Source organism: Plantibacter flavus (assembly GCF_051487245.1).
GTDB classification, from domain to species: domain Bacteria; phylum Actinomycetota; class Actinomycetes; order Actinomycetales; family Microbacteriaceae; genus Plantibacter; species Plantibacter flavus_B.
The window spans coordinates 132405-157432 of sequence record NZ_JAHVDH010000004.1 but is presented as its reverse complement, the minus strand read 5'-3'; the positions used below and the strand labels follow the sequence as shown (position 1 = coordinate 157432).

The 25028-nt window shown below is 69.3% G+C and carries 25 protein-coding genes; 13 read left to right on the top strand and 12 right to left on the bottom strand.

Annotation, left to right across the window (positions count from 1 at the left end):
• Positions 1-30: 30 nt before the first annotated feature.
• On the bottom strand, positions 31-1551 hold the full coding sequence (locus tag KXS11_RS11095; protein ID WP_437385643.1) for an ABC transporter substrate-binding protein: 1521 nt from the start codon (positions 1549-1551) through the stop codon (positions 31-33).
• A 182-nt stretch (positions 1552-1733) separates the two neighbouring features.
• Here KXS11_RS11095 and KXS11_RS11090 point away from each other — a divergent pair, with 182 nt between their 5' ends.
• On the top strand, positions 1734-2369 hold the full coding sequence (locus KXS11_RS11090; protein WP_437385642.1) for a TetR/AcrR family transcriptional regulator: 636 nt from the start codon (positions 1734-1736) through the stop codon (positions 2367-2369).
• An 84-nt stretch (positions 2370-2453) separates the two neighbouring features.
• Here KXS11_RS11090 and KXS11_RS11085 read toward each other — a convergent pair whose 3' ends face one another.
• The 3 genes from KXS11_RS11085 to KXS11_RS11075 form a co-directional block, all read right to left on the bottom strand.
• Complete coding sequence (locus KXS11_RS11085) at positions 2454-3089, bottom strand: Pr6Pr family membrane protein (RefSeq protein WP_437385641.1); 636 nt, start codon at positions 3087-3089, stop codon at positions 2454-2456.
• A gap of 134 nt (positions 3090-3223) precedes the next feature.
• Positions 3224-3961: a FadR/GntR family transcriptional regulator gene (locus KXS11_RS11080; protein WP_437385640.1), complete on the bottom strand. Its 738-nt coding sequence runs from the start codon at positions 3959-3961 to the stop codon at positions 3224-3226.
• A gap of 56 nt (positions 3962-4017) precedes the next feature.
• Positions 4018-4434, bottom strand: a complete 417-nt coding sequence (locus tag KXS11_RS11075) for a CBS domain-containing protein (RefSeq protein WP_437385639.1) — start codon at positions 4432-4434, stop codon at positions 4018-4020.
• Positions 4435-4699: 265 nt separating this feature from the next.
• Here KXS11_RS11075 and KXS11_RS11070 point away from each other — a divergent pair, with 265 nt between their 5' ends.
• The 8 genes from KXS11_RS11070 to KXS11_RS11035 all read left to right on the top strand — a co-directional run bounded on the left by KXS11_RS11070 (position 4700) and on the right by KXS11_RS11035 (position 13812).
• The gene (locus KXS11_RS11070) at positions 4700-6076 is read left to right on the top strand and encodes an MFS transporter (protein ID WP_437385638.1); all 1377 of its coding nucleotides are present in this window, start codon (positions 4700-4702) and stop codon (positions 6074-6076) included.
• 99 nt (positions 6077-6175) lie between these two features.
• On the top strand, positions 6176-7897 hold the full coding sequence (locus KXS11_RS11065; protein WP_437385637.1) for a dihydroxyacetone kinase family protein: 1722 nt from the start codon (positions 6176-6178) through the stop codon (positions 7895-7897).
• A 55-nt stretch (positions 7898-7952) separates the two neighbouring features.
• A complete protein-coding gene (locus tag KXS11_RS11060; RefSeq protein ID WP_437385636.1) occupies positions 7953-8423 on the top strand; it encodes a ribose-5-phosphate isomerase in 471 nt (156 codons plus the stop codon).
• A complete protein-coding gene (locus KXS11_RS11055; protein ID WP_437385635.1) occupies positions 8423-9217 on the top strand; it encodes a triose-phosphate isomerase family protein in 795 nt (264 codons plus the stop codon). Before KXS11_RS11060 ends, KXS11_RS11055 begins: the two co-directional genes overlap by 1 nt.
• Positions 9214-10011, top strand: a complete 798-nt coding sequence (locus tag KXS11_RS11050; protein ID WP_437385634.1) for a sugar phosphate isomerase/epimerase family protein — start codon at positions 9214-9216, stop codon at positions 10009-10011. Before KXS11_RS11055 ends, KXS11_RS11050 begins: the two co-directional genes overlap by 4 nt.
• Positions 10008-10880, top strand: coding sequence for a phosphogluconate dehydrogenase C-terminal domain-containing protein (locus KXS11_RS11045; RefSeq protein WP_437385633.1), 873 nt, complete (start codon positions 10008-10010; stop codon positions 10878-10880). Before KXS11_RS11050 ends, KXS11_RS11045 begins: the two co-directional genes overlap by 4 nt.
• 255 nt (positions 10881-11135) lie before the next feature.
• Positions 11136-11888 carry an SDR family NAD(P)-dependent oxidoreductase gene (locus KXS11_RS11040; RefSeq protein ID WP_437385632.1) on the top strand — a complete coding sequence of 251 codons (753 nt, stop codon included), beginning with the start codon at positions 11136-11138 and terminating at the stop codon, positions 11886-11888.
• Positions 11889-11898: 10 nt separating this feature from the next.
• Positions 11899-13812, top strand: a complete 1914-nt coding sequence (locus KXS11_RS11035) for a hypothetical protein (RefSeq protein ID WP_437385631.1) — start codon at positions 11899-11901, stop codon at positions 13810-13812.
• Between the two features lie 316 nt (positions 13813-14128).
• Here the strand turns inward: KXS11_RS11035 and KXS11_RS11030 are convergent, their stop codons facing one another.
• On the bottom strand, positions 14129-14644 hold the full coding sequence (locus tag KXS11_RS11030; RefSeq protein WP_437385630.1) for an N-acetyltransferase family protein: 516 nt from the start codon (positions 14642-14644) through the stop codon (positions 14129-14131).
• Between the two features lie 322 nt (positions 14645-14966).
• On the opposite strand from KXS11_RS11030, the gene KXS11_RS11025 reads away from it, so the two are divergent.
• Positions 14967-15251: a hypothetical protein gene (locus tag KXS11_RS11025; protein ID WP_437385629.1), complete on the top strand. Its 285-nt coding sequence runs from the start codon at positions 14967-14969 to the stop codon at positions 15249-15251.
• Positions 15252-15264: 13 nt separating this feature from the next.
• Positions 15265-16626: an MFS transporter gene (locus KXS11_RS11020; protein WP_437385628.1), complete on the top strand. Its 1362-nt coding sequence runs from the start codon at positions 15265-15267 to the stop codon at positions 16624-16626.
• Between the two features lie 18 nt (positions 16627-16644).
• Here KXS11_RS11020 and KXS11_RS11015 read toward each other — a convergent pair whose 3' ends face one another.
• Together KXS11_RS11015 and KXS11_RS11010 are read right to left on the bottom strand one after the other, a co-directional pair.
• Positions 16645-17169: a cytochrome C5 gene (locus KXS11_RS11015; protein WP_437385627.1), complete on the bottom strand. Its 525-nt coding sequence runs from the start codon at positions 17167-17169 to the stop codon at positions 16645-16647.
• A 10-nt stretch (positions 17170-17179) separates the two neighbouring features.
• Complete coding sequence (locus KXS11_RS11010) at positions 17180-18226, bottom strand: diacylglycerol/lipid kinase family protein (protein WP_437385626.1); 1047 nt, start codon at positions 18224-18226, stop codon at positions 17180-17182.
• A gap of 149 nt (positions 18227-18375) precedes the next feature.
• Between KXS11_RS11010 and pdxY the strand changes: the two genes are divergently transcribed.
• Positions 18376-19224, top strand: coding sequence for a pyridoxal kinase PdxY (gene pdxY / locus KXS11_RS11005; RefSeq protein ID WP_437385625.1), 849 nt, complete (start codon positions 18376-18378; stop codon positions 19222-19224).
• A gap of 62 nt (positions 19225-19286) precedes the next feature.
• Here the strand turns inward: pdxY and KXS11_RS11000 are convergent, their stop codons facing one another.
• The 3 genes from KXS11_RS11000 to KXS11_RS10990 all read right to left on the bottom strand — a co-directional run bounded on the left by KXS11_RS11000 (position 19287) and on the right by KXS11_RS10990 (position 22901).
• Entirely contained in the window at positions 19287-20174 is an 888-nt protein-coding gene (locus tag KXS11_RS11000) for an AraC family transcriptional regulator (RefSeq protein ID WP_437385624.1), read from the bottom strand.
• A 148-nt stretch (positions 20175-20322) separates the two neighbouring features.
• Positions 20323-21837 carry a PucR family transcriptional regulator gene (locus KXS11_RS10995; protein ID WP_437385623.1) on the bottom strand — a complete coding sequence of 505 codons (1515 nt, stop codon included), beginning with the start codon at positions 21835-21837 and terminating at the stop codon, positions 20323-20325.
• A complete protein-coding gene (locus tag KXS11_RS10990) occupies positions 21834-22901 on the bottom strand; it encodes an S-methyl thiohydantoin desulfurase domain-containing protein (RefSeq protein ID WP_437385622.1) in 1068 nt (355 codons plus the stop codon). The genes KXS11_RS10995 and KXS11_RS10990 overlap by 4 nt, the downstream gene beginning before the upstream one ends.
• Positions 22902-23010: 109 nt before the next feature.
• On the opposite strand from KXS11_RS10990, the gene KXS11_RS10985 reads away from it, so the two are divergent.
• The gene (locus KXS11_RS10985) at positions 23011-23430 is read left to right on the top strand and encodes a RidA family protein (protein ID WP_437385621.1); all 420 of its coding nucleotides are present in this window, start codon (positions 23011-23013) and stop codon (positions 23428-23430) included.
• A 145-nt stretch (positions 23431-23575) separates the two neighbouring features.
• On the opposite strand, the gene KXS11_RS10980 is transcribed toward KXS11_RS10985, so the two are convergent.
• Positions 23576-24418, bottom strand: a complete 843-nt coding sequence (locus KXS11_RS10980; RefSeq protein ID WP_437385620.1) for an oxidoreductase — start codon at positions 24416-24418, stop codon at positions 23576-23578.
• A gap of 1 nt (position 24419) precedes the next feature.
• On the bottom strand, positions 24420-24911 hold the full coding sequence (locus tag KXS11_RS10975) for an NAD(P)H-binding protein (RefSeq protein WP_437385619.1): 492 nt from the start codon (positions 24909-24911) through the stop codon (positions 24420-24422).
• Positions 24912-25028 lie beyond the last annotated feature (117 nt).

Below are 25028 nucleotides of genomic sequence, written 5' to 3'. Positions count from 1 at the left end.
GGGCCGGGAATGGTGCGACTGCCGGCAGGGCTACTTCGGCTGGATGTCGTACAGCGACGGGTAGGCGTTCGTCGGGATCATCTTGACGGTCGTGTTGGCGTCCGTCGCGAAGCTGCCCTGCACGCGGTAGAAGGGTGCGAACCAGGCCTGCTCGACGATGTACGTGTTGAGCTCCTTGGCGACCTTGCCCTGCGTCTCCTCATCGCCGTACTGGATCTGCTTGATCAGCTCGTCGACCTTCGGGTCGTCGTACTTGAAGGGGTTGAACACGGCGTTCGGGGCGATCATGAACTGGATCAGCTGCCAGTCGGGGTTCTGCTCGAGTGCCATGAACGAGGCGGCGTACTTCGGTGCCAGGAGGTCGGCGATGAAGTTGTTGCCAGGGTCGGTGTACTCAGCGGTGATGCCGATGTCGGCGAGCTGCTGGGAGATGAGCGTGTACGTCGTGGCACCGAGCACCGGGGACGACGGCATGGCGAGCGTGAAGCCGTCGGCGTAGCCTGCCTCGGCGAGGAGCTCCTTGGCCTTCTCGGGGTCGTAGCCGTAGCGGTCGTCGAGCGACTTGTCGAACGCGGGCGAGCTCTCCGGGAACACCTGACCGGTGACCGTGCCGTTGTCGTTCTGCAGCGCCTTGAGGAGTGCGGGGCGGTCGAACGCGTAGTTGATCGCCTGGCGGACCTTGACGTCGGCGAGGGCCGGGTTCATCGTGCCTGCGCGGTCGAGGAGCAGCATGCCCTGGAAGTCGAGCTCGTTGGCGTTGACGGTCCAGCCGGCGCCTTCGACCTCGGCGAGGTTGTCGTTGCTCGCGAGCTTCACACCGTTCGCCTCGCCGGCCTTGATGGCGTTGAGACCTGCGGTCGCGTCCTGGAGGACGTTGATCGTCAGCTTGTCGTAGTGCTGCCAGTCCTTGTTCCAGTAGTCGGGGTTCTTGGTGAAGGAGTAGCTCGTCCCGGTGACGGTCGCGGCCGTGTCGATGATGTACGGACCGGAGCCGACAGGGGTGGTTGCGAGGTCGGGGCTGTCGAAGTTCTCGGCGCTGCCGATGAGGCCCGGGTCGCGGGTGAGGTAGTTCAGCATGGCGGGGTCGGGAGCCGACAGCGTGATGACGACGGTGGTGTCGTCCGGAGCCTCGACCGATGCGACGCCTGCGAAGTAGCCGGCGTCGGGGGAGGTGCCGGTCTTGAAACGCTCGAGGTTCTGCTTGACGACGTCTGCGGTGAGCTTGGACTTGTCGGTGAAGGTGACGTCGTCGCGGATCTTCAGGGTGAGGACCGTGTTGTCGTCGTTGTAGGACCACTCGGTGGCGAGCGATGGCTCGATCTCGCCGTCGGCGGTGGCGACCAGGAGCGTGTCGAACACGGCCTGGTAGTACGCCGAGCGGTTGCCCCATTCGGAGCCGGCCGGGTCGAACGTGGTCGGGGCGGTGATCGCGCCGAGAATCAGGGTGCCGCCGGAGCCGCTGTCGGAACCGGAGGTGCTACCGGAGCATCCGGTGAGCACGAGTGCAGCAGCGGTGACCGCGACGGCTGCGGTCGTCTTCCATCGGAACATCTTTGTCCTATTCGCTGTGAGCAATCCCTCATCGGATCGCTGGTGATTGAGGACGCTAGCACGAAACCCGAGTACCTACTAGCTTTTTGTTTTCCGCTCTGTCACAGTTGGATCACGACCAGGCCGCGGCGTTCGACGACGAGCGCGATATCGTGAAGCCGTCCGAAGGGGGAGGTCGTCCGATGGCAGTCGCGAACACCGCGAACACCGCGAGCAAGGCGCAGGGGAAGCCGCGCGGCTCGTATGCGAAAACGGGCATGAAGCGTCTGGCGATCCTCGATGCTGCCCTGGCGGTCTTCGCGAACGGCGGATACCGGGCCGGATCCCTCCGTGAAGTGGCCGCTCATGTGGGCATGAGCGAGGCGGGTCTGCTGCACCACTTCCCGAACAAGAGCACCCTGCTGTCGGCCGTCCTCGCCCACCGCGACGACCACGCCGGGCGGCTCGTGCCGATGGACGGCGACGACCCGATCGCGACCCTTCGGGGGTTGGTCGACCTGGCCAGGTACAACGCTTCCATCCCTGGTGTGGTCGCGCTCTACTGCACGCTATCGGCGGAGGGGACGTCGCCCGATCACCCGGCTCACGACTACTTCGTGCGGCGCTACGCGTCCACCCGTGGGCGCCTCGAGCGGACCTTCGGACTACTCGTCGAGCGCGGCGAGGTGCATGAGGGGTTCTCCGCGCACAGCGCCGCGTCGATGACCATCGCGCTCATGGACGGCCTGCAGGTGCAGTGGCTGCTCGCGCCGGAATCAGTCGACATGGCCGACGAGCTCCGCGCGTTCCTGTCCGGCCTGCTCGGTCGCCCGCTGTAGCCACACCGCTCGGCAGCAGGAGCATCGCCCCGCAGCAGGACCGACAGTGCACGAGGGGCCTGTCGCCGCGCGGAACTCCTGCGATCAGCTGGCGGGTTCGAGCGTGCGGTGCCGCAGGTTGCCCACCCAGCGCACGACGTTCGCGAGCACGAAGAACCCGACGATGAGCGCGAGGCACCAGAGCGCGACACCGCCGTAGCCGCCCGACCGCTCCGGGTTGTAGAACGGGTAGGGGTAGAAGCCGTCGATCGCCCCGCGGATGAGCGAGAACAGCGAGTAGACGACGGGCCAGATCATCCACCAGAGGGTGACGCTGAACGGGAGTCGACGTCGTGGCGCCCAGATGATCCAGTCGGCGAGGCCGGCGATCGGCACGATGATGTGGACGACGGTGTTCACCCAGGGGATGACCGCACCGACGTCGCCGTCCGCAAGGATCGTGTTGAAGACGACGCCGACGAACACGATGTAGACGACCGCGCCGCCGCGGATCGCGACGTCCGAATCCGACGGATCCGTGCGGCCGACGATGAGCCGCACGGCACTGATGATGAACACGGCCGAGATCATCAGGTTGGACAGGTTGGTGAAATAGCAGAAGAAGTTGAAGACGCTGAGGCCGCCCGCCACCGTCACCGCGAAGAACTGCACGAACACGGCGGTGAGCGAGAGCACGGCGAACACGAGTCGGTAGAGGATCGCGGCAGTCCGGGAGTTCATGCCACCAAGATAGTGACACCACGGGTCCGTGCGGGTGTGCCGCTCCCGTGGCCAGCAGGAGATGTGCCCGACAGCAGGACACGCCGCCGCGGAACGTCCTGCCGTCGCGCGGATGACCTGCTGCGGCGTGGGGCCTATGCGGTGAGCGTGCGGTTGAGGCGCTCGGTCGCGGTGTCCATGTGGTGCTGCATCGCGGCGCTGGCGGCGGAGGGGTCGCCGGAGAGGATCGCCTCGTAGACGGCCTCGTGCTCCTCGAAGGCACGCTGGGCGTCCTCGTCGGCGTGGATGCCGCGTTCGACCCAGATGCGCAGGAGCGACCGGATGCTCTGCAGGAGGTCTGAGAGGACGCGGTTGCCGGTGCTGGAAGCCAGTTCCAGGTGGAACTTGAGGTCGGCCTCGATGAACTTGTTGCGGTTGTCGCCCGCTTCGCGCATCGCGGTGAGGTGGTTGCGGAGGCGGTTGCGCGCCATGTCGTCCATGCGCGTCGCGGCGAGTCCGGCGGCGAACACCTCGAGCTGACCGCGCACCTCGATGAGCTCGCGCGTGCGGGGTTCGCCGAGCATGAGCCCCCAGCTGAGCGTCTCCGGGAGGAGTTCGGAGACGCTGCCGCGCAGGTACGTGCCGCTGCCGGGGCGGACGTCGACGACGCCGAGGATCTCCAGGGCGGCGAGGGCCTCGCGCACCGCAGAGCGGCCGATGCCCAGTGATGCCGCGAGCTGGCGCTCCGGTGGGAGACGGGTGCCCGGCGCGATGTCGCCGCTCGTGAAGTGGTCGAGCAGGCGCTTCGCGACCGCTGAAACGGCCGAGCCGACGGCGACCGGGCGGAGCGCGGACGAGATCTCGTCGGTCGGCCGATCCGGGAACGCTGGCATGCATTCACTGTAGCGCGGTGGCCGACCGGTTCCCTCCGCGCCAGCCGCCGCTTGTGCTACTCGGACAGCACGGTCGTGAGCATGCGCGTGAGCGCGTCGGCGGTGTGCGCCGCGACGTCGCGCAAGGAGATCATGCCGACGAGGAAACCGCCGTCATCCACGACCGGCAACTCGCGGACCCGGCGACGCTGCATCAGGGATCGGATCGAGTCGAGGTCGGTCTCCCGGCTGACGGTGTAGACGACCTGGAAGCCGAGCACGTCGACGAGGGTCGTCCCGGGGTCGAAGCCCTTCGCGATGGCGTGGACCACGATGTCGCGTTCGGTGATGACGCCGATGAGGTACCCGTCGTCGTCGATGACGGGCAGGACGCCGGAGTCGAGGTCGCGCATGAACTCCGCGGTCTCGACGAGCGTGTCGGCAGGGGTGATGGCGGCGGGGTCGTCGGTCATGAGGTCAGCGGCAGTGGTCATGATGCTCTCCGTCTCGCACTGGGTACCGAGAGCGTGCCACGGTTCGTCGGCTCCCGCCAGGGGTTCGTGCCGTCTCCCGCGGCGTGCCCTGATCATCCCGCGATGTCAGTGCTCGTCGGGTGTTTGTCGAGGGCTACCGGGCTCGGTCATGTATCCAGGCCTACTGGTCGCTTGAATTGGTCAACCGGTTGATGTATCGTCATCCCGGGTCCGGAACGGACCAGCCCTGCACGCGGCGCCGACGCCGCCCACCCAAGGAGTCACAGTGGACACCACAGCACCCGCGGCCAACCCGGCCGTTGAGCGCTCGGCCATCCGGAAGGTATCGATTCGCCTCGTACCGTTCGTGGCCCTGATGTTCTTCATCAACTACCTCGACCGCACCGCGATCGGGTTCGCCGCCCCGAACGGCATGAACGACGACCTGGCCCTCTCCGCGGCTCAGTTCGGCTTCGCGTCGGGCGTGTTCTTCATCGGCTACATCCTGCTCGAGGTCCCGAGCAACCTGGCGCTCAACAAGTTCGGCGCCCGCCGCTGGCTGTCGCGCATCATGGTGTCCTGGGGCATCGTCGCGGTCCTCTTCACCTGGGTCGCGAACTTCGAACAGCTCGCCATCCTGCGCTTCATCCTCGGTGTCGCCGAGGCCGGCTTCTTCCCGGGCGCGATCCTCTTCCTGAGCCTCTGGGTCCCGGCGAAGCACCGCAGCAAGATCCTCGCGCTGTTCTACCTGGCGCAGCCCCTCACCACCGTCATCGGCGCCCCGCTCGCCGGCTGGCTCATCGGCCAGCACGGTGTGTTCTTCGGCCTCGAGGGCTGGCGCTTCATGTTCCTCGGTGTCGGTCTCCCCGCGATCATCATCGGTGTCATCGCCTGGTTCTACCTCAAGGACCGTCCCTCCGAGGCCAAGTGGCTCACCCCCGAGGAGCAGACCTGGCTCACGGCGGCACTCGCCCACGAGAAGGCGACGACCGAGCAGAAGCAGGGCCACGTCAGCATCAAGCACGCGTTCAAGAGCGGCCGCGTCTGGATGCTCGCCTTCATCTACTTCGGCTTCATCTACGGCCTCTACGCGCTCGGCTTCTTCCTGCCGACGATCATCGCCGGCTTCCAGGAGTCCTTCGGTGTCGAGTTCGACGTCATGCAGAAGGGTCTCATCACGGCCATCCCGTACGTGCCGGCTGCCATCGCGCTCTACTTCTGGTCGCGTGACGCGACGCGTCGTGGCCTGAAGACCTGGCACATCGTGATCCCCGCGCTCGTCGGTGCCGTCAGCATCCCGCTCGCGCTGTTCGCGAACTCGCCCGCCCTCACCATCGCGATCATCGCGATCACCGCCATGGCGATCTTCGCCGCGCTGCCGAACTTCTGGACGCTGCCCACGCAGTTCCTCACCGGTGCAGCAGCCGCAGCGGGAATCGCGCTCATCAACACCGTCGGCAACCTGGCCGGATTCTCCGCGCCGTACATCACGGGTGCCGTCGCCGACCTCACCAAGGTCGGGGACACCCCGCAGTACATCGTGCCGATGTTCATCGTGGGCGGTTTCATGCTGCTCTCAGCGGTGCTCATGCTCATCCTCTCGAAGCAGAAGAGCTCGCAGCGGCTCAACGCCTCGGTCGAGGACGTCGCAGCGCACTCCTGACCCGCGCCCGGACGGGGTGATGCGCGTCGCCCCGTCCGCCCCAATCCACGCTCCACGCTCCACCGGCCACCGACGGCCGTTTCTCACGAAGGACTCCCGATGACCCGCCTCTTCAACGATCCGGCCGACTTCGCCGACGAGATGATCGACGGCTTCGTCGCTGCCAACAGCAAGCAGGTCCGTCGCGTGGTCGGTGGTGTGGTCCGCAGCACCAAGACCCCCGAAGGCACCGTCGCGCTCGTCATCGGCGGCGGCTCCGGCCACTACCCGGCGTTCGGCGGCATCGTCGGCCAGGGTCTCGCTCACGGGGCGGCGATGGGCAACCTCTTCGCATCCCCCTCCGCGCACCAGGTCGAATCCGTCGCGAAGTCCGCCCAGCGCGGCGGCGGCGTCCTCCTCAGCTACGGCAACTACGCGGGCGACGTCCTCCACTTCACCCAGGCACAGGACGCCCTGAACGCTGCGGGCATCCCGACCCGAAGCGTCGCGGTCACCGACGACATCTCGAGCGCCCCGATCGCTGAGAAGCACAAGCGTCGCGGGATCGCCGGTGATCTCACCGTCTTCAAGTCGGCCGCTGCAGCAGCCGAGGCCGGCTACCCGCTGGACGAGGTCGTGCGCGTCGCGACCCACGCCAACGAGCGCACTCGCTCCTTCGGCGTCGCCTTCAGCGGGTGCACACTCCCCGGGGCGACCGAACCGCTCTTCACCGTCGCCGAGGGCCGCATGGCCGTCGGCATGGGCATCCACGGTGAGCCCGGCATCGACGAGACCGACGTCCCGACCGCCGACGAACTCGCCGCCCTGCTCGTCTCCTCCCTCCTCGCCGAACTGCCCGACGGCGTGACCGAAGCGGACGGTGCCCGCGTCGGCGTCATCCTCAACGGCCTGGGTTCGGTGAAGTACGAGGAGCTGTTCGTCGTCTACCGCGCGGTCTCAGCTCAGCTCGAGGCCGCCGGTGTCGAGATCGTCGACCCGGAGGTCGGCGAGCTCGTCACGAGTTTCGACATGGCCGGCGTCTCGCTCACCCTCTTCTGGTTGGACGAGGAGCTCGAAGGCTTCTGGCTCGCCGGTGCCGACACCCCCGCCTACCGCAAGGGAGTCGTCGGAGCCGCCGAACAGCTGGACCCTGCGGACATCGTCGCCGAGCTCGCCGCCGTCATCCCCGCGTCGAGCCCAGCCTCCCGCGAGGCAGCAGCGGTCGTCGTCGGAGCGCTCGACGCCCTCGGTGACGTCATCGACACCAACGTCGACGAGCTGGGCCGCATCGACGCCATCGCCGGAGACGGCGACCACGGCATCGGGATGCAGCGCGGAGCCCGTGCCGCGGTCGCCGCAGCCCACGCCGCCGCAGAGGCCGGAGCCGGCGCCCGCACCGTCCTGCACCTCGCGGCCGACGCCTGGGCCGACCGCGCCGGCGGCACCTCGGGTGCCCTGTGGGGCGTCGCGCTGCGTTCCGTCGGCACCGCGCTCGGCGACGAAGAGGCGCCGACCCGCTCCGATGTCGCCGCCGGCGTCCAGGCCGCGGTCGACGGCATCATGGCCTTCGGGAAGGCCGAGGTCGGACAGAAGACCATGGTCGACGCGCTCGTCCCCTTCACCACGACGCTCAGCGCGGACGTGGCAGCGGGAGCCGACCTCGTCGCCGCGTGGACGAACGCCGCCGAGGCGGCACGCACCGCCGCGGCCGATACCGCGAACCTGCTGCCGAAGATGGGCCGCGCCCGCCCGCACGCCGAGAAGAGCCTCGGCACGGTTGACGCGGGAGCGTACTCGTTCGGTCTCATCGTGACGGCGATCGTGCCCGCGCTGAGCGTCTGAAGCGCCGCCCGCACAGCATTCACCACCGAAGCACCACCTACGAAGGAGATCAGCAATGACCGATCAGCTGCGCATCGTCATCGGCTCGGATGACGCCGGGTTCGACTACAAGGAGATCGTCAAGCGCGACCTCGAGCAGAACGACGGCGTCGCCTCCGTCCAGGACGTCGGCGTCGATGCTGACGGCCACACCGCCTACCCGCGCGTCGCGATCGCCGCCGCCGAACTCGTCGCCGCCGGAAAAGCCGACCGCGCCCTCCTCTTCTGCGGCACCGGCCTCGGCGTCGCCATCGCAGCCAACAAGGTCGAGGGCATCCGCGCCGTCACGGCCCACGACAGCTTCTCCGTCGAGCGCGGCGTCCTCAGCAACAACGCCCAGGTGCTCACCATGGGTCAGCGTGTGATCGGCATCGAGCTCGCCCGCCGCCTCGTCCGCGAGTGGCTGACCTACCGCTTCGACGAGACCAGCGCGAGTGCCGAGAAGGTCGCCGTCATCGGCGAGTACGAGGCAACGGGCTCCTGCTGATGACCTCCCCGTCCTCCTCCGCCGCGCAGCGCGTGGTCGGCGTGAGCTTGAAGATGTACTTCGGGCACGCGCAGACGCTCGACTGGATCGGCCAGGTCGGTGCGCTTGCGCGTCGTCACCCGGCGATCGTCGACGGCCGCGTGCAGCTGTTCGTGATCCCCGGCTACCTGTCGATCGTGCAGTCCGTCGCAGCGCTCGACGGCACCGGTGTGCTCGTCGGCGCGCAGGACCTCGCGAGCGCGGACCGTGGTGCGTTCACCGGTGAGGTGGGCGGCCCGGAGCTCGCTGAGGTGGGCGTCGCGGTGGCCGAGGTCGGGCACGCCGAGCGTCGCTCGCTCTTCGGTGAGACCGATGAGGTCGTCGCCGCGAAGGCAGCCGCCGCCCTCCGCAACGGCATCTCGCCCGTCCTCTGCATCGGCGAGCTGGAACGGGTCAGCCCCGAAGCGGCAGCGGCCGAGTGCCTGCGGCAACTCGACTCGGCGCTCGCGGACACCGTCGCCGGCGCGGTCATCGTCGCGTACGAGCCCGTGTGGGCGATCGGTGCGGCCGAGCCCGCCGAACCCGCGTACGTGCGGGCCGTCGGAGCGATCCTCAAGGACGCGATCGCCTCACGCGCCGACCGTGTCGGCAGTTCGGTGATCTACGGCGGCAGTGCGGGCCCCGGTCTGCTCACGGCTCTCGGCGACGACGTCGACGGCGTGTTCCTCGGACGTTTCGCCCACGACGTCGCCGCCCTCGAGGCCGTGCTCGATGAAACCCTTCGACAGGCTCAGGGATCGGAGGGCCAAGCGTGATCGGCTTCGGAACGTACACCTTCTTCTGGGAGGGCTCGGAACTCGCGCCTGAACGCCTCGACGTGATCGGCATGGTCGAGCGCACTGCGGACGCCGGCGTCGAGCTGTTCCAGATCTGCGACGACAGCCGCATCGAGACGATGTCGGACGACGAGCTGCGACGGGTCGCCGAGGTCGCCCGCGAACGCGGCGTCGCGCTGGAACTCGGCACGAAGGGGATCGCGGTCCCGCACCTGGAGAAGTTCCTCCACATCGCGACGCTGCTCGGTGCGACCCTGCTCCGCAGCATGGTGACCTCGGGCGACGACCGCCCGACGCACGCCGAAGCCGTCGAGCGTCTTCGCCAGGTGCTCCCGGCGTTCGCAGCTGCCGGCGTCACGATCGCCCTCGAGACGTACGAGCAGCTGTCGTCGCAGGAACTCGTCGAGCTCGTGACCGCCGTCGACCACCCGAACCTCGGCATCTGCCTGGACCCCGCGAACACCGTCGCGCGCCTCGAACACCCGAGCGACGTCATCGCCCGCACCGCCCCTCACGTGCGCAACATCCACGTGAAGGACTTCGCATTCACCCGCCGTGGCGGCTGGGTCGGTTTCACCCTCGAGGGTGCGCCGCTCGGCACCGGCCTGCTCGACTACGCCGCTCTCGTGGCCGTCGTGCAGCCCGACGACCGCGGCATCAACCAGATCATCGAACACTGGCTCCCGCTCGGCGACTCCATCACGGAGACGATCGAACTCGAGCGCACGTGGACCGCACACAACCTGCAGTACCTGAGAGAAGGAAGATCATGACCGACACCAACACCGTCGCGGACCAGCTCACCATCGCCGTCATCGGCGCTGGCGGCAAGATGGGCATGCGCGTCTCCAACAACCTCGTGAAGACCAGCCACAACGTCTTCTACAGCGAGGTCTCGCCCGCCGGCCAGGAGCGCGTCACCGCGACCGGTCGTGTGCTGACCGAGACCGATGCGGCCGTCACGGACGCCGACGTCGTCATCCTCGCCGTCCCGGACCTCGCCCTCAAGGCCGTGTCCGCCGGTGTCGTCCCGCTCATGAAGTCGGGCGCGGTGCTGCTCACGCTGGACCCTGCGGCCGCCTACGCCGGTCTCCTCACGCGTCGTGACGACGTCATCCAGGCGGTCACGCACCCGTGTCACCCGTCGGTGTTCGTCGAGCGTCACACGCCCGAGGAGTACGCGGACACCTTCGGTGGCATCGCCGCCCTCCAGGACGCGATCGCCGCGATCGAGTCCGACGACGCCGCGAAGCAGGCGCAGGTCGAGGCCGTCGTCCGCGCGATCTTCGCGCCCGTCGGCGAGGTGCACTGGGTCACCGTGAAGCAGCTCGCACAGCTGGAGCCGACGCTCGTCGAGACCATCGCCTGCATGATCGGCGCACTCCTCAAGGAGTCGCTGGACGAGGCCGTCAACACCATGGGTGTCCCGGAGCCGGCCGCTCGCGCGATCCTCCTCGGTCACACGCAGGTCGCGCTCGCGAACTCGCTCAAGGGTGACAACCCGTTCTCCGACGCGTGCCTCATCGCGATGGACTACGGCCGCGGCGCCATCATCAAGGACGACTGGAAGAAGGTCTTCCAGGACGACGAGCTCGACAAGAACCTCGCCGCGATGCTCCACCTCGACAAGATCGAGCGCTAGGCCGCACCGTCACCACCGGCTCCCTCGCCCTTTCTCAGGCTCGCTTCGGCGTGTCCGGCCCCGTCGGGCCGGACACGCCGGGCAGCTCCTGAGAAAGGGGCAACAGCGCGCTGGTGGTTGAAAACCGACACTTGTCAGGTAATACGCGTGCGGTCAACCGGTTCTCCCGGATAGGCTGCAGGCGACCACCCCCAGGCACACCCCGCAATGCCCCCGCAGGACCCCCGCAACGCTGCACAGGAGAGACAGACGACGATGACTGGACGACTCGAAGGCAAGACCGCGCTCATCACCGGAGCAGGCTCCGGGATCGGGCGCTCCGTCGCCGAACGCTTCGCGCGAGAAGGCGCCTCGGTCGTCTTCTCCGACCGCGACATCGCCGCCGCCCGCGAAGCCGCCGCCCCCTTCCCGACGGCCATCGCCGTGCGACTCGACATCGCCGACGAAGCGAGCGTTGAAGCCGCCTTCGCCGTCATGGACGCTGCTGGCAAGACCCCCGACGTCGTCGTGGCGAACGCCGGCGTCCAACTCTTCGGACAGGATGCGAAGATCGCCGACCTCGACCTCGAGGTGTGGCGTCGTACGGTCGACATCAACCTCACGGGCACCTTCCTCACCACCAAGCACGCGGTGCGCGCGATGCTCGGTCGCGGCGGCTCCATCATCCTCACCGGCAGCCCCACCGGCTTGAACGGCGAAGGCGCCGACTTCACCGCCTACAGCTCGACGAAGGCCGGCATCCACGGTCTCGGCCGCACCGTGGCCGCCGCATACGCGGACCAGGGCATCCGCGTGAACACCGTCGTCCCCGGATACACCGAGACGCCGCTCGTCACCGCGATCTCCGGCGACCCCGAGTCGCGAGCGGCGATCGTCGGCCGCATCCCGCTCGGTCGTCCCGGCCAGGCCGCCGACGTCGAGGGCATCATGGTCTACCTGGCCAGCGACGAGTCGAGCTTCGCCACCGGCGCGACGTTCCGCGTCGACGGCGGCATGACGAGCCTCTGAGGCCAGGACCATGACCTTCCGAGTCGCACCGGAACTCCTGCTGGAGCGCGAACGCACGGCGCTCTCCGTCACCCGCGGCCCCTGGTCGTGCTCCCTGCGCGGCTCCGAACTCGACGACATCGCGTTCGACGGGGAGACGGTGCTGCGCAGCATCCGTTTCGTGGTGCGCGACCAGGACTGGACGACGCTCCCGGTGGTCGTCGACGCACTCGAACAGACGACCGGGGGCCTGCTGCTGCGTGGCCGCACCGGGTTCGACGGCGAGGTGGCCGAGTGGACGCTCACCGTCGACGTCGCGGCGTCCGCCCTCCGTGTCGGCCTGCGAGCCGTCGTCCAGACGCCGTTCCGGCGCAACCGTCTCGGTCTCATCGTGCTGCAGTCGCCGTCGCTCGCGGGTACTGAGATCATCGTCGGTCACCCGGAGGGCTCCACCACGACCTCCGTGCTGCCGGAGCAGGTCTCGCCGCACCAGCCCGCGATCCGCATCGGTTCGCTGTCCTGGACTGGCGATCGCATCGCCACGCGTGTCGAGTTCGCCGGAGACGTCTTCGAGATGGAGGACCAGCGCAACTGGACCGACGCCTCGTTCAAAACCTATTCGACGCCGCTCTCGTTGCCCTTCCCCGTGCCGCTCGCGGTCGGAGAGGTCATCACGCAGCAGGTCGAGGTCCGGTGCGAGCGCGCGAGCGGGTCGGGGGAGTCCGACGAACCGCTCGCAGCGGCGCTCGGTGTGACGGTCGTGCCCGAGACCGAGGTGGCAGCGAGGCGTGATGCTGAACAGGCCGAGCGTGCGCCGGTGCGGATCCAGCTCGGCGCGGTCCTCGACGCCGTCGTCCCGACGGTCTCGACCGCGGTGTCGAGCGACCCCGACGGTGGGCGCGCTGGAGCATCCGTCCCGGTGTCGATCAGCGCACTGCTCGTCGAGCTCGACCCAGTCCACCCCGAGTGGTCGGCGGTCCTCGACCGCGCCGTGCGGCAGGCCGACGGCCGCCCCCTCGACGTGCGACTCGTGCTCGGACGCGGCGAGGAGGCGACGCCCGTGCTGCGCCGCCTGCTCGACGACGCGTCGCCGATCGCCCGCCTCGGCGTCTTCCACCGGCGGACGCACCTCTCCGAGGGTGCACTGCTCGACTCGGTCTCGCACGCGCTCGATGCCGTGTGGGTCGACACGGACCTTCCCCGCCCCACCGTCGTCGGTGGAACACGCGCCCACTTCACCGAATTGAACCGCAACCACGCGAGGCTCGAACGCTGGAGCGGACCACTCGCGTTCAGCATCACGCCCTTCATGCACGATCGCGGCGGACACCAGCTCGTCGAATCGCTCGGTATGCAGGCGGTCGTCGTGCGGGACGCGGCGCGCATCGCGGACGGTCGTCCGCTGCACGTGGGCCCGGTGACGCTCGGTGCCCGGTACAACGCCGTCGCGACGACCGCTGCCGCCCAGAGCGAGACGGTCGACCCGGACCTGCGAGCAGGCTTCGGAGCCGAATCCGTGCCCGGCGCGACGGACGAGCGGCAATCCGCCGAGGCGCTGGGCGCGTGGGTCGTGGCGAGTGTCGCGGCGCTCGCGGTGCCCGGCGTCGAGACACTGTCCTACTTCGAGGCGACGGGGCCGCGGGGGCTGGCGGCGGCTGACGGCACGCTGACCGGTGCCGGCCGGGCGCTCGGCTGGATCGCCGCTCTCGCTGGGCGTCGACGTGTGGCCGTCGACGTCGACGGTGTCTCGATCGGTGACGGGTCGCCGGTGTCGGATGGTGGACTGACTGCCGTCGCGGCCGTCGACGACACCGGGGAGGTCGTGCTCCTGCTCGGCAACCTGACCGAGGCTGCACTGCGCGTGGAGCTGGCAGCCTCGCCGACGCCTCAGGCCATCGAGCTGTCCGCCGGTGAAGTCGTCCGCATCGTCGTCACCGTCGACTGACCGCGTCCACAACTCCTGCTGATCTCCACCCGTCGCCGCTCGCGGGCTTGACCCGGCCCGATTCGGCGCGGGCTGCAGGAGTTGTGGACGGGGTGCTCGGCCGAGGAGCTGCCGGGGGAGTTCTGGGGGAGTTCTGGGGGAGTCCCGGGGAGTTCTCCGAGGAGCTGCCGGGGGAGTTCTCCGGGGGTCAGGGGGAGTTTCGGGGGAGTTCTCCGGGGGCGGCGCGCACAACTCCTGCTGATTGCGGTGTTCCGCCGCTTGGGGGCATGCCCGGGGCCCGGTCGCTCCGGGATGCAGGAGTTGTGGACGGAGGGGCTCAGCCGAGGGGGCGTCGGAGGATCGCGAGGTCGAGCCAGCGACCGAACTTCGTGCCGACCTCCGGCAGCAGGCCCACCTGTTCGAAGCCCAGTTTCGTGTGCAGTGCGATCGATCCTGCGTTACCGGACTCGATGAGCGCGAGCATGACGTGGTGGCCGTCGGCGGTCGCGCGCTCGAGGAGCTCCAGCAACAGCGCCTTCCCGAGCCCACGGCCCTGGGCGTCGGCATGCACGTACACGGAGTTCTCGACGGTGTGCCGATAGCCGTCCTTCGCCGCGTACGGACCGTAGCCGGCGAAGGCGAGGACGCTGCCGGTGGGCATGCCGTCCGCCGGGTCGTCGGCGATCGCGACGAGGGCGACGCGACCGGGCTCCTGATGGCGGGCGAGCCACGCAGCGCGCTCTTCGAGGTCCGGTTGGACCTCGGTCCAGATGGCGATGCCGTTCGCGACAGCGTCGGCGTGGATGGCGAGGATGCCCGACAGGTCGTCGGTCTCGGCATGACGGATGTGCATCCCTCGATCGTAGAGGCGCGACGCCCGTCGACAGGCTCAGGGACCGGGGTGGCCCCAGGGCCGGAGTGGCTCAAGGACCGGAGTGGCTCGGGGGCCGGGTGGCTCGGGGGCCGGAGTGGCTCGGGGGCCGGATTGGCCCAAGGACCGGAGCGGCCCAAGGACCAGAGCGGCTCAGGGACCGGAGTGGCCCAAGGACCGGAGCGTCTCAGGGGCCGGGGTGAGCCAGGGAGCGCGGGCGGTTCAGTGACCGCGGGCGGTTCGGGGACCGGGTGGCCCAGGGAGCGCGGCTGCCGTGGCGGCCTCGGCCGGGTAGATTCGGACCATGACCTCCGCAGCCGCAGCACCGCTCCCGATGGACCAGCTCACCGCGATCCTCAACGCCGAGGTCGCTCGCTTCGCGGCACGCGGCTGGACGGTGTCGTCCGTGCAGGGGCAGCAGGCGGTGCTCCAACGCAAGAAGCGCATCGGCTGGTTCTGGAACCTGATCCTCACCCTCCTCACGGCAGGACTCTGGCTCATCGTCGTCATCATCCGCGTGGTGAACCGCAAGATCGAGTCGCTCATCGTCACGGTCGATGCCTACGGGCGCGTGTCCACCAGGCGATGACCGCGCCGCGAGCATGACCGCGGCGACCATCGAGTCGGAACGCGCTCGCGTCCAACGGCGGACGCTTCGGGTCGTCGTCGTCAGTCAGGTCCTCGGCGGTGCCGGTCTTGCGGCGGGGGTCACCGTCGGCGCGCTGCTCGTGCAGGAGATCCTCGGCAGCGCGAGCCTCGCCGGGGTCGCGGCGGCGCTGCTGACCCTGGGTTCGGCGCTCACCGCGTTCCTCGTCGGCCGGGTGACGCAACGTCTGGGGCGTCGGATCGGCCTGGGACTGGGCTTCGCCGCCGGCGGACTGGGCGCGATCGGTGTGGTCGTGGCGAGTGCGACCGAGCAGGTGCCGCTCCTCTTCCTCTCGCTGTTCGTGTACGGCGCTGGGACCGCGACCAACCTGCAGGCGCGGTACGCGGCCACCGACCTCGCCGTCCCCGCCCGTCGTGGTACGGCGATCAGCGTCGCGATGGTGTCGACGACGCTGGGGGCGGTCGCCGGACCGAACCTCGTCGAGCCGCTCGGCGGTATGGCGACCTCCTTCGGCCTGCCGCCGCTCGCCGGCCCGTTCCTCCTCGCCGCGGTCGCCTACCTCGCGTCGGGCTCTGCGCTGCTGCTCCTCCTGCGCCCCGACCCCTTCCTCCTGGCCCGACGCCTCGATGCGGAGCGCGCTGCCCGAGAGGAGGTGGACGGCCGGGCGGCCGTGTCCGACGCGTCGTCCGCACCGGCCCTCGCCCCCGGTGCGTCACCCTCCGCACCCGCACCCACAACTGCAACCGCACCCACTCCATCCGCATCCGCACCCGCACCCGCCGCCGCCGTCGTGCCGAGGCCGGGCGTCGGCGCCTACGTCGGTGCGGCGGTCATGGTCGTCACGCAGATCGCGATGGTCGCGATCATGACGATGACGCCCGTGCACATGCGCGCGCACCATCACGGGCTGGGTGAGGTCGGCCTGGTGATCGGTATCCACATCGGTGCGATGTACCTGCCGTCGCTCGTGACCGGTGCGCTCGTCGACCGGATCGGCCGCACGCCGATGGCGGTCGCCGCCGGCGTCACCCTGCTGCTCGCGGGGGCGACGGGCGCACTGGCACCGGCCGACTCGCTGGGGCTGCTCATCCTGGCACTGGCGCTGCTCGGCCTCGGCTGGAACTTCGGCCTCATCGCGGGAACCGCGCTCGTCGTCGACCACACCGTGCCGGCGAACCGGGCCAGGACGCAGGGCACGCTCGACGTGCTCATCGCCCTCGCCGGAGCCGGGGCCGGTGTCCTGTCCGGCGTCGTGATGGCCGGTGTCGGCTACGGAGCACTGTCGATCGCCGGGGGAGTGCTCGCGCTGCTGCTCATCCCCGTCCTGCTGTGGGCGAGGCGTACGACCAGGGCGTGACGCGGGTGAGGGGCCCGATCACTGATCTTTGGAGAGGTGGTCCAGCAGCGCGTCGACACTCTCGAAGGTGATGGTCTCTGCGTCGTCGGCGTCGCGGTCCTCGATCTCGAGGTCGTCGAACGCGAGCTCCTCGTCGAGCTGGACGCGGATGTCGCTGTCGGGGAACTGCTTCGGGGCGTCGAACGACAGGAGGACGACGTCGGCGAACACGACCACGGACATGAGGGACAGGTCGTCGCGGAGGTCGGTCGACTCCTCGACCGGGTCCTCACCGACGGCCTCCTCGACCTCGGCGGCGATGCGCTCGATGAGCACACTCCATTGCGCTGGCGTGATCGCGAGCACCCGCTCGACGGCGTCCGCCAGGTCTGAGACGTCGAGCTCCGGGCGGTCCTCGGGCTCGGGGTCGACGTTGAACATCACCTCGGCGTCGATCGCCGCGAACCGGGTGAGTCCGTAGACGAAGTCGTCTTCGACGGTCGGTGACGGGAGGAGCTCCCGACGGGCGAGTTCGGCGGCCAGGGCGTTCAACGAGGCGGTCATGTCGGCCAGGTTATCGCGGCGCGTCGGCCGTCGCTGCCGGCACCCGCACGGCGAGCGCACCGGGCTCGATCCACGCGTTGAACGCCGTCGCCTTGCCGAAGCCGTCGCCGTCGAGCTCGATCTCCTCGGGCTTCGACAGCCGGGCGACGAACCGCTTCGCCGTGCCGTACTGCAGGTGCTTGTCGTCCTTGGTCTTCCCGGCGAGTGCCTGCCCGGCCTTCGTCCGTCGGAGCACGCCGTTCACCCACGCCACCTTCGCCCAGATGCGCAGCCAGCCGAGGAGGCCTCCCGGGCGCATGAACATCAGATCGAACATGCCGTCGTCGACGACCGCGTCGGGGAGCAGCAGGATGTTGGCGGGCAGCGAGCCGCAGTTGCCGATGATGACCGTGTGCACCGTGGCGCGGGTGGCGTCCTCGCCGTCGATCCTGAAGCGCATGTGCAGTTCGTCGGGATCGCGGAGCGACTTCACGATCGCGTCGACGTACGCGGCCCAGCCGGCCTTCGCCTTGAGGTCGTCGTCGGTGTTCTTGATCATCTTCGCGTCGATACCCATGCCGGCCATGACGACGAACACGTGGCGGTCGCGCGAATGGTCGGCGCGCTCGATGTCGATGACGCCGAGGTCGATGCGCTTGTCCTCACCGGTGAACGCCGTGATGACCGAGCCAGGGAGGTCGTTCAGGGTGAGGTCGAGGTTGCGGGCGAGGAGGTTGCCGGTTCCTGAGGGGAGGAGCGCGAGCGGGACGCCCGTTCCGCGCAGCGCCTCGGCGACGGCGCGGACGGTCCCGTCGCCACCGGCTGCGATGACGAGGTCGGCGCCGGCGGCGATCGCTTCAGCCGTGACCCCCTGGCCGACATCCTCCACGGTCGTCTCGAACCACAGCGACTCACCCCAGCCTGCTTCGGCGGCGGACTCGTCGACCGCCGTGCGCAGGGCGTCGAGGTCGACTTTGACGGGGTTGTAGACGACGGCGGCGACGCGCTTGCCTGCGGCGGTGGGCGGCGTGCTGCCGGTGGCGTCGTTCGAGGGTGTCGTGCTCTCGGGTGTCGTCATCCGATCAGCATAGGAGGGGAACACTGCGGGTGTCCGGATGTCGGGCTCGGCTTGACTCCGGCGAGAGTATCGTTGACTTCTTGCAGGCACCGTCCACGCCCGCCCTGACGCACCGTCCGAGGCGGCCACCCCATCGTGATTGCGACACCGTGAAGATCCTCTCCATCCAGTCCGCCGTGGCCTTCGGGCACGTCGGCAACTCGGCAGCAGTGTTCCCCCTTCAGCGCATCGGCGTGGAGGTGATCCCCGTGAACACGGTGAACTTCTCGAACCACACCGGTTACGGCGCGTGGCGCGGTCCGCTCATCTCGCCCGAGCAGGTCGGCGAGGTCATCACGGGCGTCGAGGAGCGTGGAGCGTTCCCGCAGATCGACGTCGTGCTGTCGGGGTACCAGGGCGGGGTCGGCATCGGCGACGTCATCGTCGACGCCGTGCAGCGGGTCAAGGCGGCGAACCCGTCGGCGCTCTACGCGTGCGACCCGGTGATGGGCAACGCGAAGTCCGGCTGCTTCGTCGCCCCCGAGATCCCCGACCTGTTGCGCGACCGCGTCGTGCCGAACGCCGACATCATCACGCCGAACCAGTTCGAACTCGGCTACCTCACCGGCACGGAGCCCGCCTCGCTCGAGTCGACGCTCGCTTCGGTGGAGCTCGCCCGGGCGATGGGCCCGTCGGTCGTCCTCGTGACGAGCGTCGAGCGCCCCGACCGCGACCCGGAGACCATCGAGATGCTGGTCGTCGACGACGCCGGGCGCTGGCTCGTGCAGACGCCGCTGCTGCCGTTCAAGGCGAACGGCTCGGGCGACGTCACGGCTGCGCTGTTCGCGGCGCATTACGGCGAGACCCGCGACGCGAAGCTCTCGCTCGAGCGCACGGTGTCGAGCGTCTTCGACCTCGTGGAGCTCACCTACCGTTCCGGTCAGCGTGAGCTGCAGCTCGTCGAGGCGCAGGAGTTCTACGCGAACCCGCGCCTGCAGTTCACCGCCACGGCGGTCTGACCCCACGCTGAATCGCCCGGATCTGCACGGATCCGGGCGATTTTCGTGCACGTTGGGGCGACTCAGCGGGGCGGCTCTGCCGGTGCCGTGCGTTCCACAGGGAGCCACAGTTCGCACCGTGCCGTGCTGAAGTCGTCTGCGCGGTCGAGGATCGCGACGATGGACGGCCCTGGGCGGAGCCGCCACGGATTGGAGGGGAACCAGTCCGTCGCTGTCGCCGCCCACGTCGCCTGCAGGGTGGCCGGGTACTCGCCTTCGGTGTGGAACACCGCCCAGGTGCCTGCAGGTGCCTCGACCACGTCGAGGTCGGCGGGAACCGGCGTCGTCTCGGTCACCGCGACGCCGTGGAGGTAGGTCAGCTCGCTCCCCTCGGTGTAGTCCGGGTCCACGTCGGCGCTGACCTGCAGGAGGCCAGCCGGTTGGGTGTCGCTCAGCGCCCTCAGCCGGGCGTGCTCTGTGCCGGGTAGCGCAGCGATGTGCGCTTGGATGCGAGGGTTGACGCCCTCGTGGATGAGTGGGACGCGAACGGCGTGGCCGATGAGGCGGAAGGCGGGTCGGTCGGTGATGCTGGTGTCCATGGGGGAGTTCCCTTCGACGGTCAGGCGGAACCTGAGTTGCGGTTGTGATCGAAGGGGGCCGCCGTCTCGTCGCACCTCGCCGGGCCCGACGCCGTGCACCGACCGGAACGCTCTCGCAAACGCTTCGGTCGAGCCGTAGCCGTAGCGCACGGCGATGCCCAGCAGCGTTCCGCTCCCGAGCACCTCTGCTGCGGCGACCGACATGCGGCGTCGACGGATGTACTCCGACAGGGGCATCCCGGCAAGCGATGAGAACATCCGCCGGAGGTGGTACTCGGTCGTGCCGAGTCGAGTCGCCTCGGCACCCACGTCGAGGTCGTCGTCCAGGTGTTCCTCCACGAGGTCCACCAGGGCGTTCAACTCCGAGATCATCAGCGCCTCCTTCGACAGCCACACTGCCGTGTCTCTCAGTCCGGCACCCTACTCTTGCGGTCCGATCCGGTCGGGTCCGAACGGGTCCGAGCGCTGAGTCGCCCGGATCTGCACGGATCCGGACGATTTTCGCACCGTTTTGGGCGACTCAGCGGGGTTGGACGGCGCGACAGGCGAGGTGCAGGGCGAGGCGCACCTCGGGGTCGGACATGTCGACGCCGAGCAGCTCCTGGGCACGCGTGATGCGCGTCGCGACGGTGTTGCGGTGGAGGCCGAGCGCCGCAGCCGTCGGGGCGACCGCCGACTCGTGGTCGAGGTAGGCGGACAGTGTGGTGAGGAGTTCTCCGCCGCCGGTCTGCAAGGGCGCTAGCAGTGACCGCGCGGCCGGGACGAAGGTGTCGTTGCCGGTCCAGGCGAGCAGCAGCTGTTCGAGCCCGAGCCCGTCGACGCGCACGAACCAGCCGGTCGTCGACCGGTTCACGGCGATCCGCGCGGCGTCGGCGGCTTCGCCCAGCGAACTCGTGAGTCCTGCGGAACCGCTCGCGAGGGAACCGACCGCGGTCGCGATGTTGAACGAACGCCGCGCGTGGACGTGCAGGTCGCGGAGCGCGGCGATGTACCGCTCCACCTGGGACGGCGCCGGCGGTTCGGCGAAGGTCAGCCACCCGCTCACCCCTCGACCACTCGTCGTCGCATGCGAGTCGGCGGCGATACGCCCGAGCCCTGCCGTGACGGACCGCAGCAGTTGGAGGGCGTCGACGCGGCTGCGCCCGATCATCCGGAAGGCGAGATGGTAGCCGGTGGTGCGCCAGCCGCGTTCGAGCATGCGACGCTCCACATCCGGGTCCGGTCGCCCGCGCAGGTCGACGAAGTCGCGGAGCACGCCCGACGACACCGACGCGTCGCTCACCTCGGCGACCTCGTCGATGAGGATCCGCGCGGCCACGGCCGGCATGGCGACCTCGGCGGCGACGGCCAGTGCGCTGATCTGACGCTCGTCGAGGCCGTCCCCGAAGAACGCCAGTCGGAGACCTTCGCGACTCGGGCTGTCGACGCGCACTGACGCCGCGGTCCCGGCACCGATCCTGGTGAGATCGACCCATGGGGCGAAGTCGATGGCTCCGTGCACCTCGGACGTGAGGCGACCGCCGGCCTCGAGCAGCACCCCCTCGGCGTCGATGAGGGCGATCCCATGCCCGACGCTCGACGACAGATGGCGGAGCAGATCGGGCAGACCGTCGGCGTGGTACTCGATGGACTGCGCGACCTTGCGGACGTATCCGAGGGTCAGGGCGTCGCGGGATTCGACGAGCTGCCAGCACGCTTTCGCGAGGAGCATCGGCCGGTCGACGTGGAGCAGCGAGAACCCGAAGCGGTCGGCGAGGGCGCGGGTCCCCGAACCGAACGCGTCGGCCTCGGGGACGGCCAGCGCCCGGAACCCGCGATCACGGGTGCGGCGCACGAGGGCGTCCTGCTGCCAGGGGCGGGACGGCGGCAGGTCGGTGAGGATGGCCAGCCGACCGGCGCCGTCTGCGGGGAGCGCGGCTTCGTTGGTCTCGACGACGACCCCGGCCCATTCGGCCACGGCGGGCCCGGCCACGATCCGCACGCCCCCGTTCTCCGGGTGCGCGAGCAGGGCGCTCAGGTGCAGGACGTCGCTCATGCGCTCACCCCGCCGACACGGCTCAGCCCGCTGCGGTCGTCGAGCTCGTCGAGTCCGTAGGCAGAGGGCAGGACGTGCCGGAGTCGACCGGCGGCCTGGAACCACCACCCCGGTCCGTCGAGGTGGATGACGGCGACGTGGCGGCCCATCGAGACCGCGGTGACCTCGAGGATGTCGCGCGAGACCGCGTCGATGACGACGATGAGGTCGGGTGCAGAGGCCTCCAACCGGCCGTCGGTCATGAACGCAAGGGTCTCAGATCGGGCGACGAGGCGGTGCACGGCGCCCTCAGAGCCGTCGATGCCGAAGGCGATCACGTGTGGATCGAGGGCGTCGGCCTCCACCGCGCTGACCCGCCCCTCCGCGAGCAGTCGACCGCCGAGGCGCGCCGCGAGTTCGCTCAGCGGGCCGGAGGCGGCCGACAGGAACGCCTCGCCCAGCCGCAGGGCGCGAGCGGTCCCGCCGATGATCGCGTGCTCTCGCAGGTCGCCGACGGTGAAGCCGGCGAACACCATGCCGCCGCTGCCGCCCGCCTGCACGGTCGCGGCGCGGACGACGCGTTCGATGTCGAGGGCTCGGCCGGTGTCGACGAGCGCGACGCCGCCGTCGCCGGTGTCGCAGGTGACGACGACTCCGCCGACGCCGTCGACGAGGAGTGACATCTGGTCGAGCGCGGGGAACGCCCGCCCGGTGAGGTCAGCGTCCACGATCATCCGTCCGCCCGGGAATGCGAACGGTGCGAGCCCGTTGACGCCGCCGCCCTCCAGCGAGCAGATCACCGGCACCCGATGGCCGAGCCAGCGTTCGGCGGCTGCGATCAGGCGGCCGAACGGATCGGTGCCCGGCAGGCGCTCGCTGAGCAGGATGGTCGATCCGACGAAGCCGACGCCGAGGCAGGGGGTCGCCGGATCGAGGTCGTCGACGTCGAAGAGCGTGAACGGCCAGCCGCCCGAATCGCGGAGCGCGATCTCGAGCATGGTGGTCGCTCCGCCCCCGCCCGATCCCAGCAAGGCGAACCCCGTGGCGAGCGCGGGGAGCCGTGCAGGCTCGAGGGTGGTCGGCATGGCACCAGCCTAGGCTCGGACCGCCGCTGCGTCGCCGATCGGTGCGAGGAAGGTGCCACCGTAGGATGTCGGGATCAGAGCTGTCGACATCACACCTGGGGAGGGACCTGTGGAACGCAACGTGATCTTCACTCCGAACGCACCGTGGTCGCCCGGCGGCTCGAGTCAGGCGATCGCGTACAACGGTCTGCTCCACGTGTCGGGTCAGCTGCCGATCGACCCGGCGACCGGGCAGATGCTGCCCCGACCGCTGAACCCGTCGTTCGGCGGCGGCGAGCAAGCGGCCGACGCTCAGATGAGGCAGTGCCTGAACAATCTGCACGCCATCTGCCAGGCGGCAGGGGCCGATCTGTCCAACGCGATCAAGTTCACCGTCTACACGCCCATGCTGATCCAGTTCGCCCCGATCATCGATCGTGTCCTCCGTGAGTTCTTCACCGTGGCGCCTCCTGCGCGCTCTCTCATCGGAGTGGACGTACTCCAGGGCAATGCGCTCGTGCAGATCGACGCGATCGTGCCGCTCAGCTGAGAGCTTCTGATGGCAGCGGGGAAGATTTCTTCGTTGTCGTGTGACGTGTGCGAGATCTGGCACGCGACCGGTCGTTGGCGACCGTCGTGGGATGCTCGGCGGAACTCGACCGGGGGCGTTGGAGGTTCCGGCGAGGGGCGAGTGGTCACGGGCGGGTCTGGTCTGGGAAGTCTGTGGTGGCGCTGACGTGTGCCCACGCGTCGATCTCGTCGATGCGGCCCTGCAGTTCGTCTCGCACGATGGCGATCGCGTCGGAGCCGAGCAGGAGCCGGAACGGTGCGGAATCGCTTCGGACCGTGTCGATGATGACTTGCGCGGCGCGGTCGGGGTCGCCCTGCTGGGTGCCGTGGGTGGTGTCGTTCTCCTTGCGGCGTTTGCCCGCCGTGTCGGCGTAGTCGTCGATCACTGTGCGGGACTGTGCCAGAGAGCGGCCGGAGAAGTCAGTGCGCAAGGCGCCGGGCTCGAGCACGATCACCCGGATGCCGAGCGGTGAGACTTCCCGATTGAGGGCGTCGGACATGCCTTCCAGTGCGGCTTTTGAGGCGGTGTAGTAGCCGGACGCCGGGTTCGAGCGGGGCGCGCCGATCGAGGAGACGTTGATGATGGTGCCCGAGCGACGGTGACGCATCTGCGGCAGCACCTCTTTGACGAGGTCGACGGGTCCGAAGAAGTTCGTGGCGAACAGCTCGTCGACCTCGTCGACGGACGCTTCTTCCACAGCCGCCCGGTAGCCGTGACCGGCATTGTTGACCAGAACGTCCACTCCTCCGAACCGGGCGGTCGCAGCGGTGACTGCCGCCACGACCTGGTTGTGGTCGGCGACCTCCAACGCAACCGCCAGCGCCGTGTCGGGGTACTGAGCGGTGATGTCGGTCAGGTGATCGGGGTTTCGGGCGGTGATGACGGCAGTGTCGCCCTGCTTGAGGACGGCGCGGGCGAGTGCGGCTCCGAGGCCGCTGGAAGCTCCGGTGATCAACCAGGTGGTCATGTCAGTTTCCCTTCATCGATGTGTGCTTGGTCAGATCGGCGCGGACGCGGTCGGGCTCGCCGCGCGCCGGGAGGTTGTCGGGGTCGCGGACTCCGTCGATGGAGTCCGCGGGGTCGCGGTCGAGCGCCGCGAACAGCGGTTCGAGCTGCGCCGGCGTGGGCCCGGTGTCGGCGACGAGCTCGAACGTGACGTCTTCCGCGGATGCGGAGGTGAGGCTCTCGATGAGCACCTGCCCGAGTTGCCGGCGGGAGATGGCTCCGTCGCTGGGATCGCCCGCACGCCGGGTGTCGCCTTGTAAGAAGGTGAGCGCATGCTGGTCGGGGTCGGTGAGGTCACCGACGACAGCGACTGCACCGGGGGCATGTGGCTCCCCGTTCGAGGTGGGTCGCACGAGTGCGCGGGTGATGTGTCCGTCACGCCCTGCCTCCTCGGTGACGAGTCGGCCGATGCTCCCCGTGGCGCCGACGATGAGGACGGTTCGGATGGTGGTCATGATGGCCTTTCCGTTCTTCCCGCAGCGTGTGCGGTGTCTCCTGCTGATTCAATACCTCCTATTCGATCCGGCACAGGCTCTCGTGAGCCAGGTACCGAGAGAGCCTCTCTCACCCTG

Coding starts and splice junctions, on each gene's coding strand:
- KXS11_RS11095 (WP_437385643.1), bottom strand. CDS start 1,551: ATGTTCCGATGGAAGACGACCGCAGCCGTCGCGGTCACCGCTGCTGCA.
- KXS11_RS11090 (WP_437385642.1), top strand. CDS start 1,734: ATGGCAGTCGCGAACACCGCGAACACCGCGAGCAAGGCGCAGGGGAAG.
- KXS11_RS11085 (WP_437385641.1), bottom strand. CDS start 3,089: ATGAACTCCCGGACTGCCGCGATCCTCTACCGACTCGTGTTCGCCGTG.
- KXS11_RS11080 (WP_437385640.1), bottom strand. CDS start 3,961: ATGCCAGCGTTCCCGGATCGGCCGACCGACGAGATCTCGTCCGCGCTC.
- KXS11_RS11075 (WP_437385639.1), bottom strand. CDS start 4,434: ATGACCACTGCCGCTGACCTCATGACCGACGACCCCGCCGCCATCACC.
- KXS11_RS11065 (WP_437385637.1), top strand. CDS start 6,176: ATGACCCGCCTCTTCAACGATCCGGCCGACTTCGCCGACGAGATGATC.
- KXS11_RS11060 (WP_437385636.1), top strand. CDS start 7,953: ATGACCGATCAGCTGCGCATCGTCATCGGCTCGGATGACGCCGGGTTC.
- KXS11_RS11055 (WP_437385635.1), top strand. CDS start 8,423: ATGACCTCCCCGTCCTCCTCCGCCGCGCAGCGCGTGGTCGGCGTGAGC.
- KXS11_RS11045 (WP_437385633.1), top strand. CDS start 10,008: ATGACCGACACCAACACCGTCGCGGACCAGCTCACCATCGCCGTCATC.
- KXS11_RS11040 (WP_437385632.1), top strand. CDS start 11,136: ATGACTGGACGACTCGAAGGCAAGACCGCGCTCATCACCGGAGCAGGC.
- KXS11_RS11035 (WP_437385631.1), top strand. CDS start 11,899: ATGACCTTCCGAGTCGCACCGGAACTCCTGCTGGAGCGCGAACGCACG.
- KXS11_RS11030 (WP_437385630.1), bottom strand. CDS start 14,644: ATGCACATCCGTCATGCCGAGACCGACGACCTGTCGGGCATCCTCGCC.
- KXS11_RS11025 (WP_437385629.1), top strand. CDS start 14,967: ATGACCTCCGCAGCCGCAGCACCGCTCCCGATGGACCAGCTCACCGCG.
- KXS11_RS11020 (WP_437385628.1), top strand. CDS start 15,265: ATGACCGCGGCGACCATCGAGTCGGAACGCGCTCGCGTCCAACGGCGG.
- KXS11_RS11015 (WP_437385627.1), bottom strand. CDS start 17,169: ATGACCGCCTCGTTGAACGCCCTGGCCGCCGAACTCGCCCGTCGGGAG.
- KXS11_RS11010 (WP_437385626.1), bottom strand. CDS start 18,226: ATGACGACACCCGAGAGCACGACACCCTCGAACGACGCCACCGGCAGC.
- KXS11_RS11000 (WP_437385624.1), bottom strand. CDS start 20,174: ATGATCTCGGAGTTGAACGCCCTGGTGGACCTCGTGGAGGAACACCTG.
- KXS11_RS10995 (WP_437385623.1), bottom strand. CDS start 21,837: ATGAGCGACGTCCTGCACCTGAGCGCCCTGCTCGCGCACCCGGAGAAC.
- KXS11_RS10990 (WP_437385622.1), bottom strand. CDS start 22,901: ATGCCGACCACCCTCGAGCCTGCACGGCTCCCCGCGCTCGCCACGGGG.
- KXS11_RS10980 (WP_437385620.1), bottom strand. CDS start 24,418: ATGACCACCTGGTTGATCACCGGAGCTTCCAGCGGCCTCGGAGCCGCA.
- KXS11_RS10975 (WP_437385619.1), bottom strand. CDS start 24,911: ATGACCACCATCCGAACCGTCCTCATCGTCGGCGCCACGGGGAGCATC.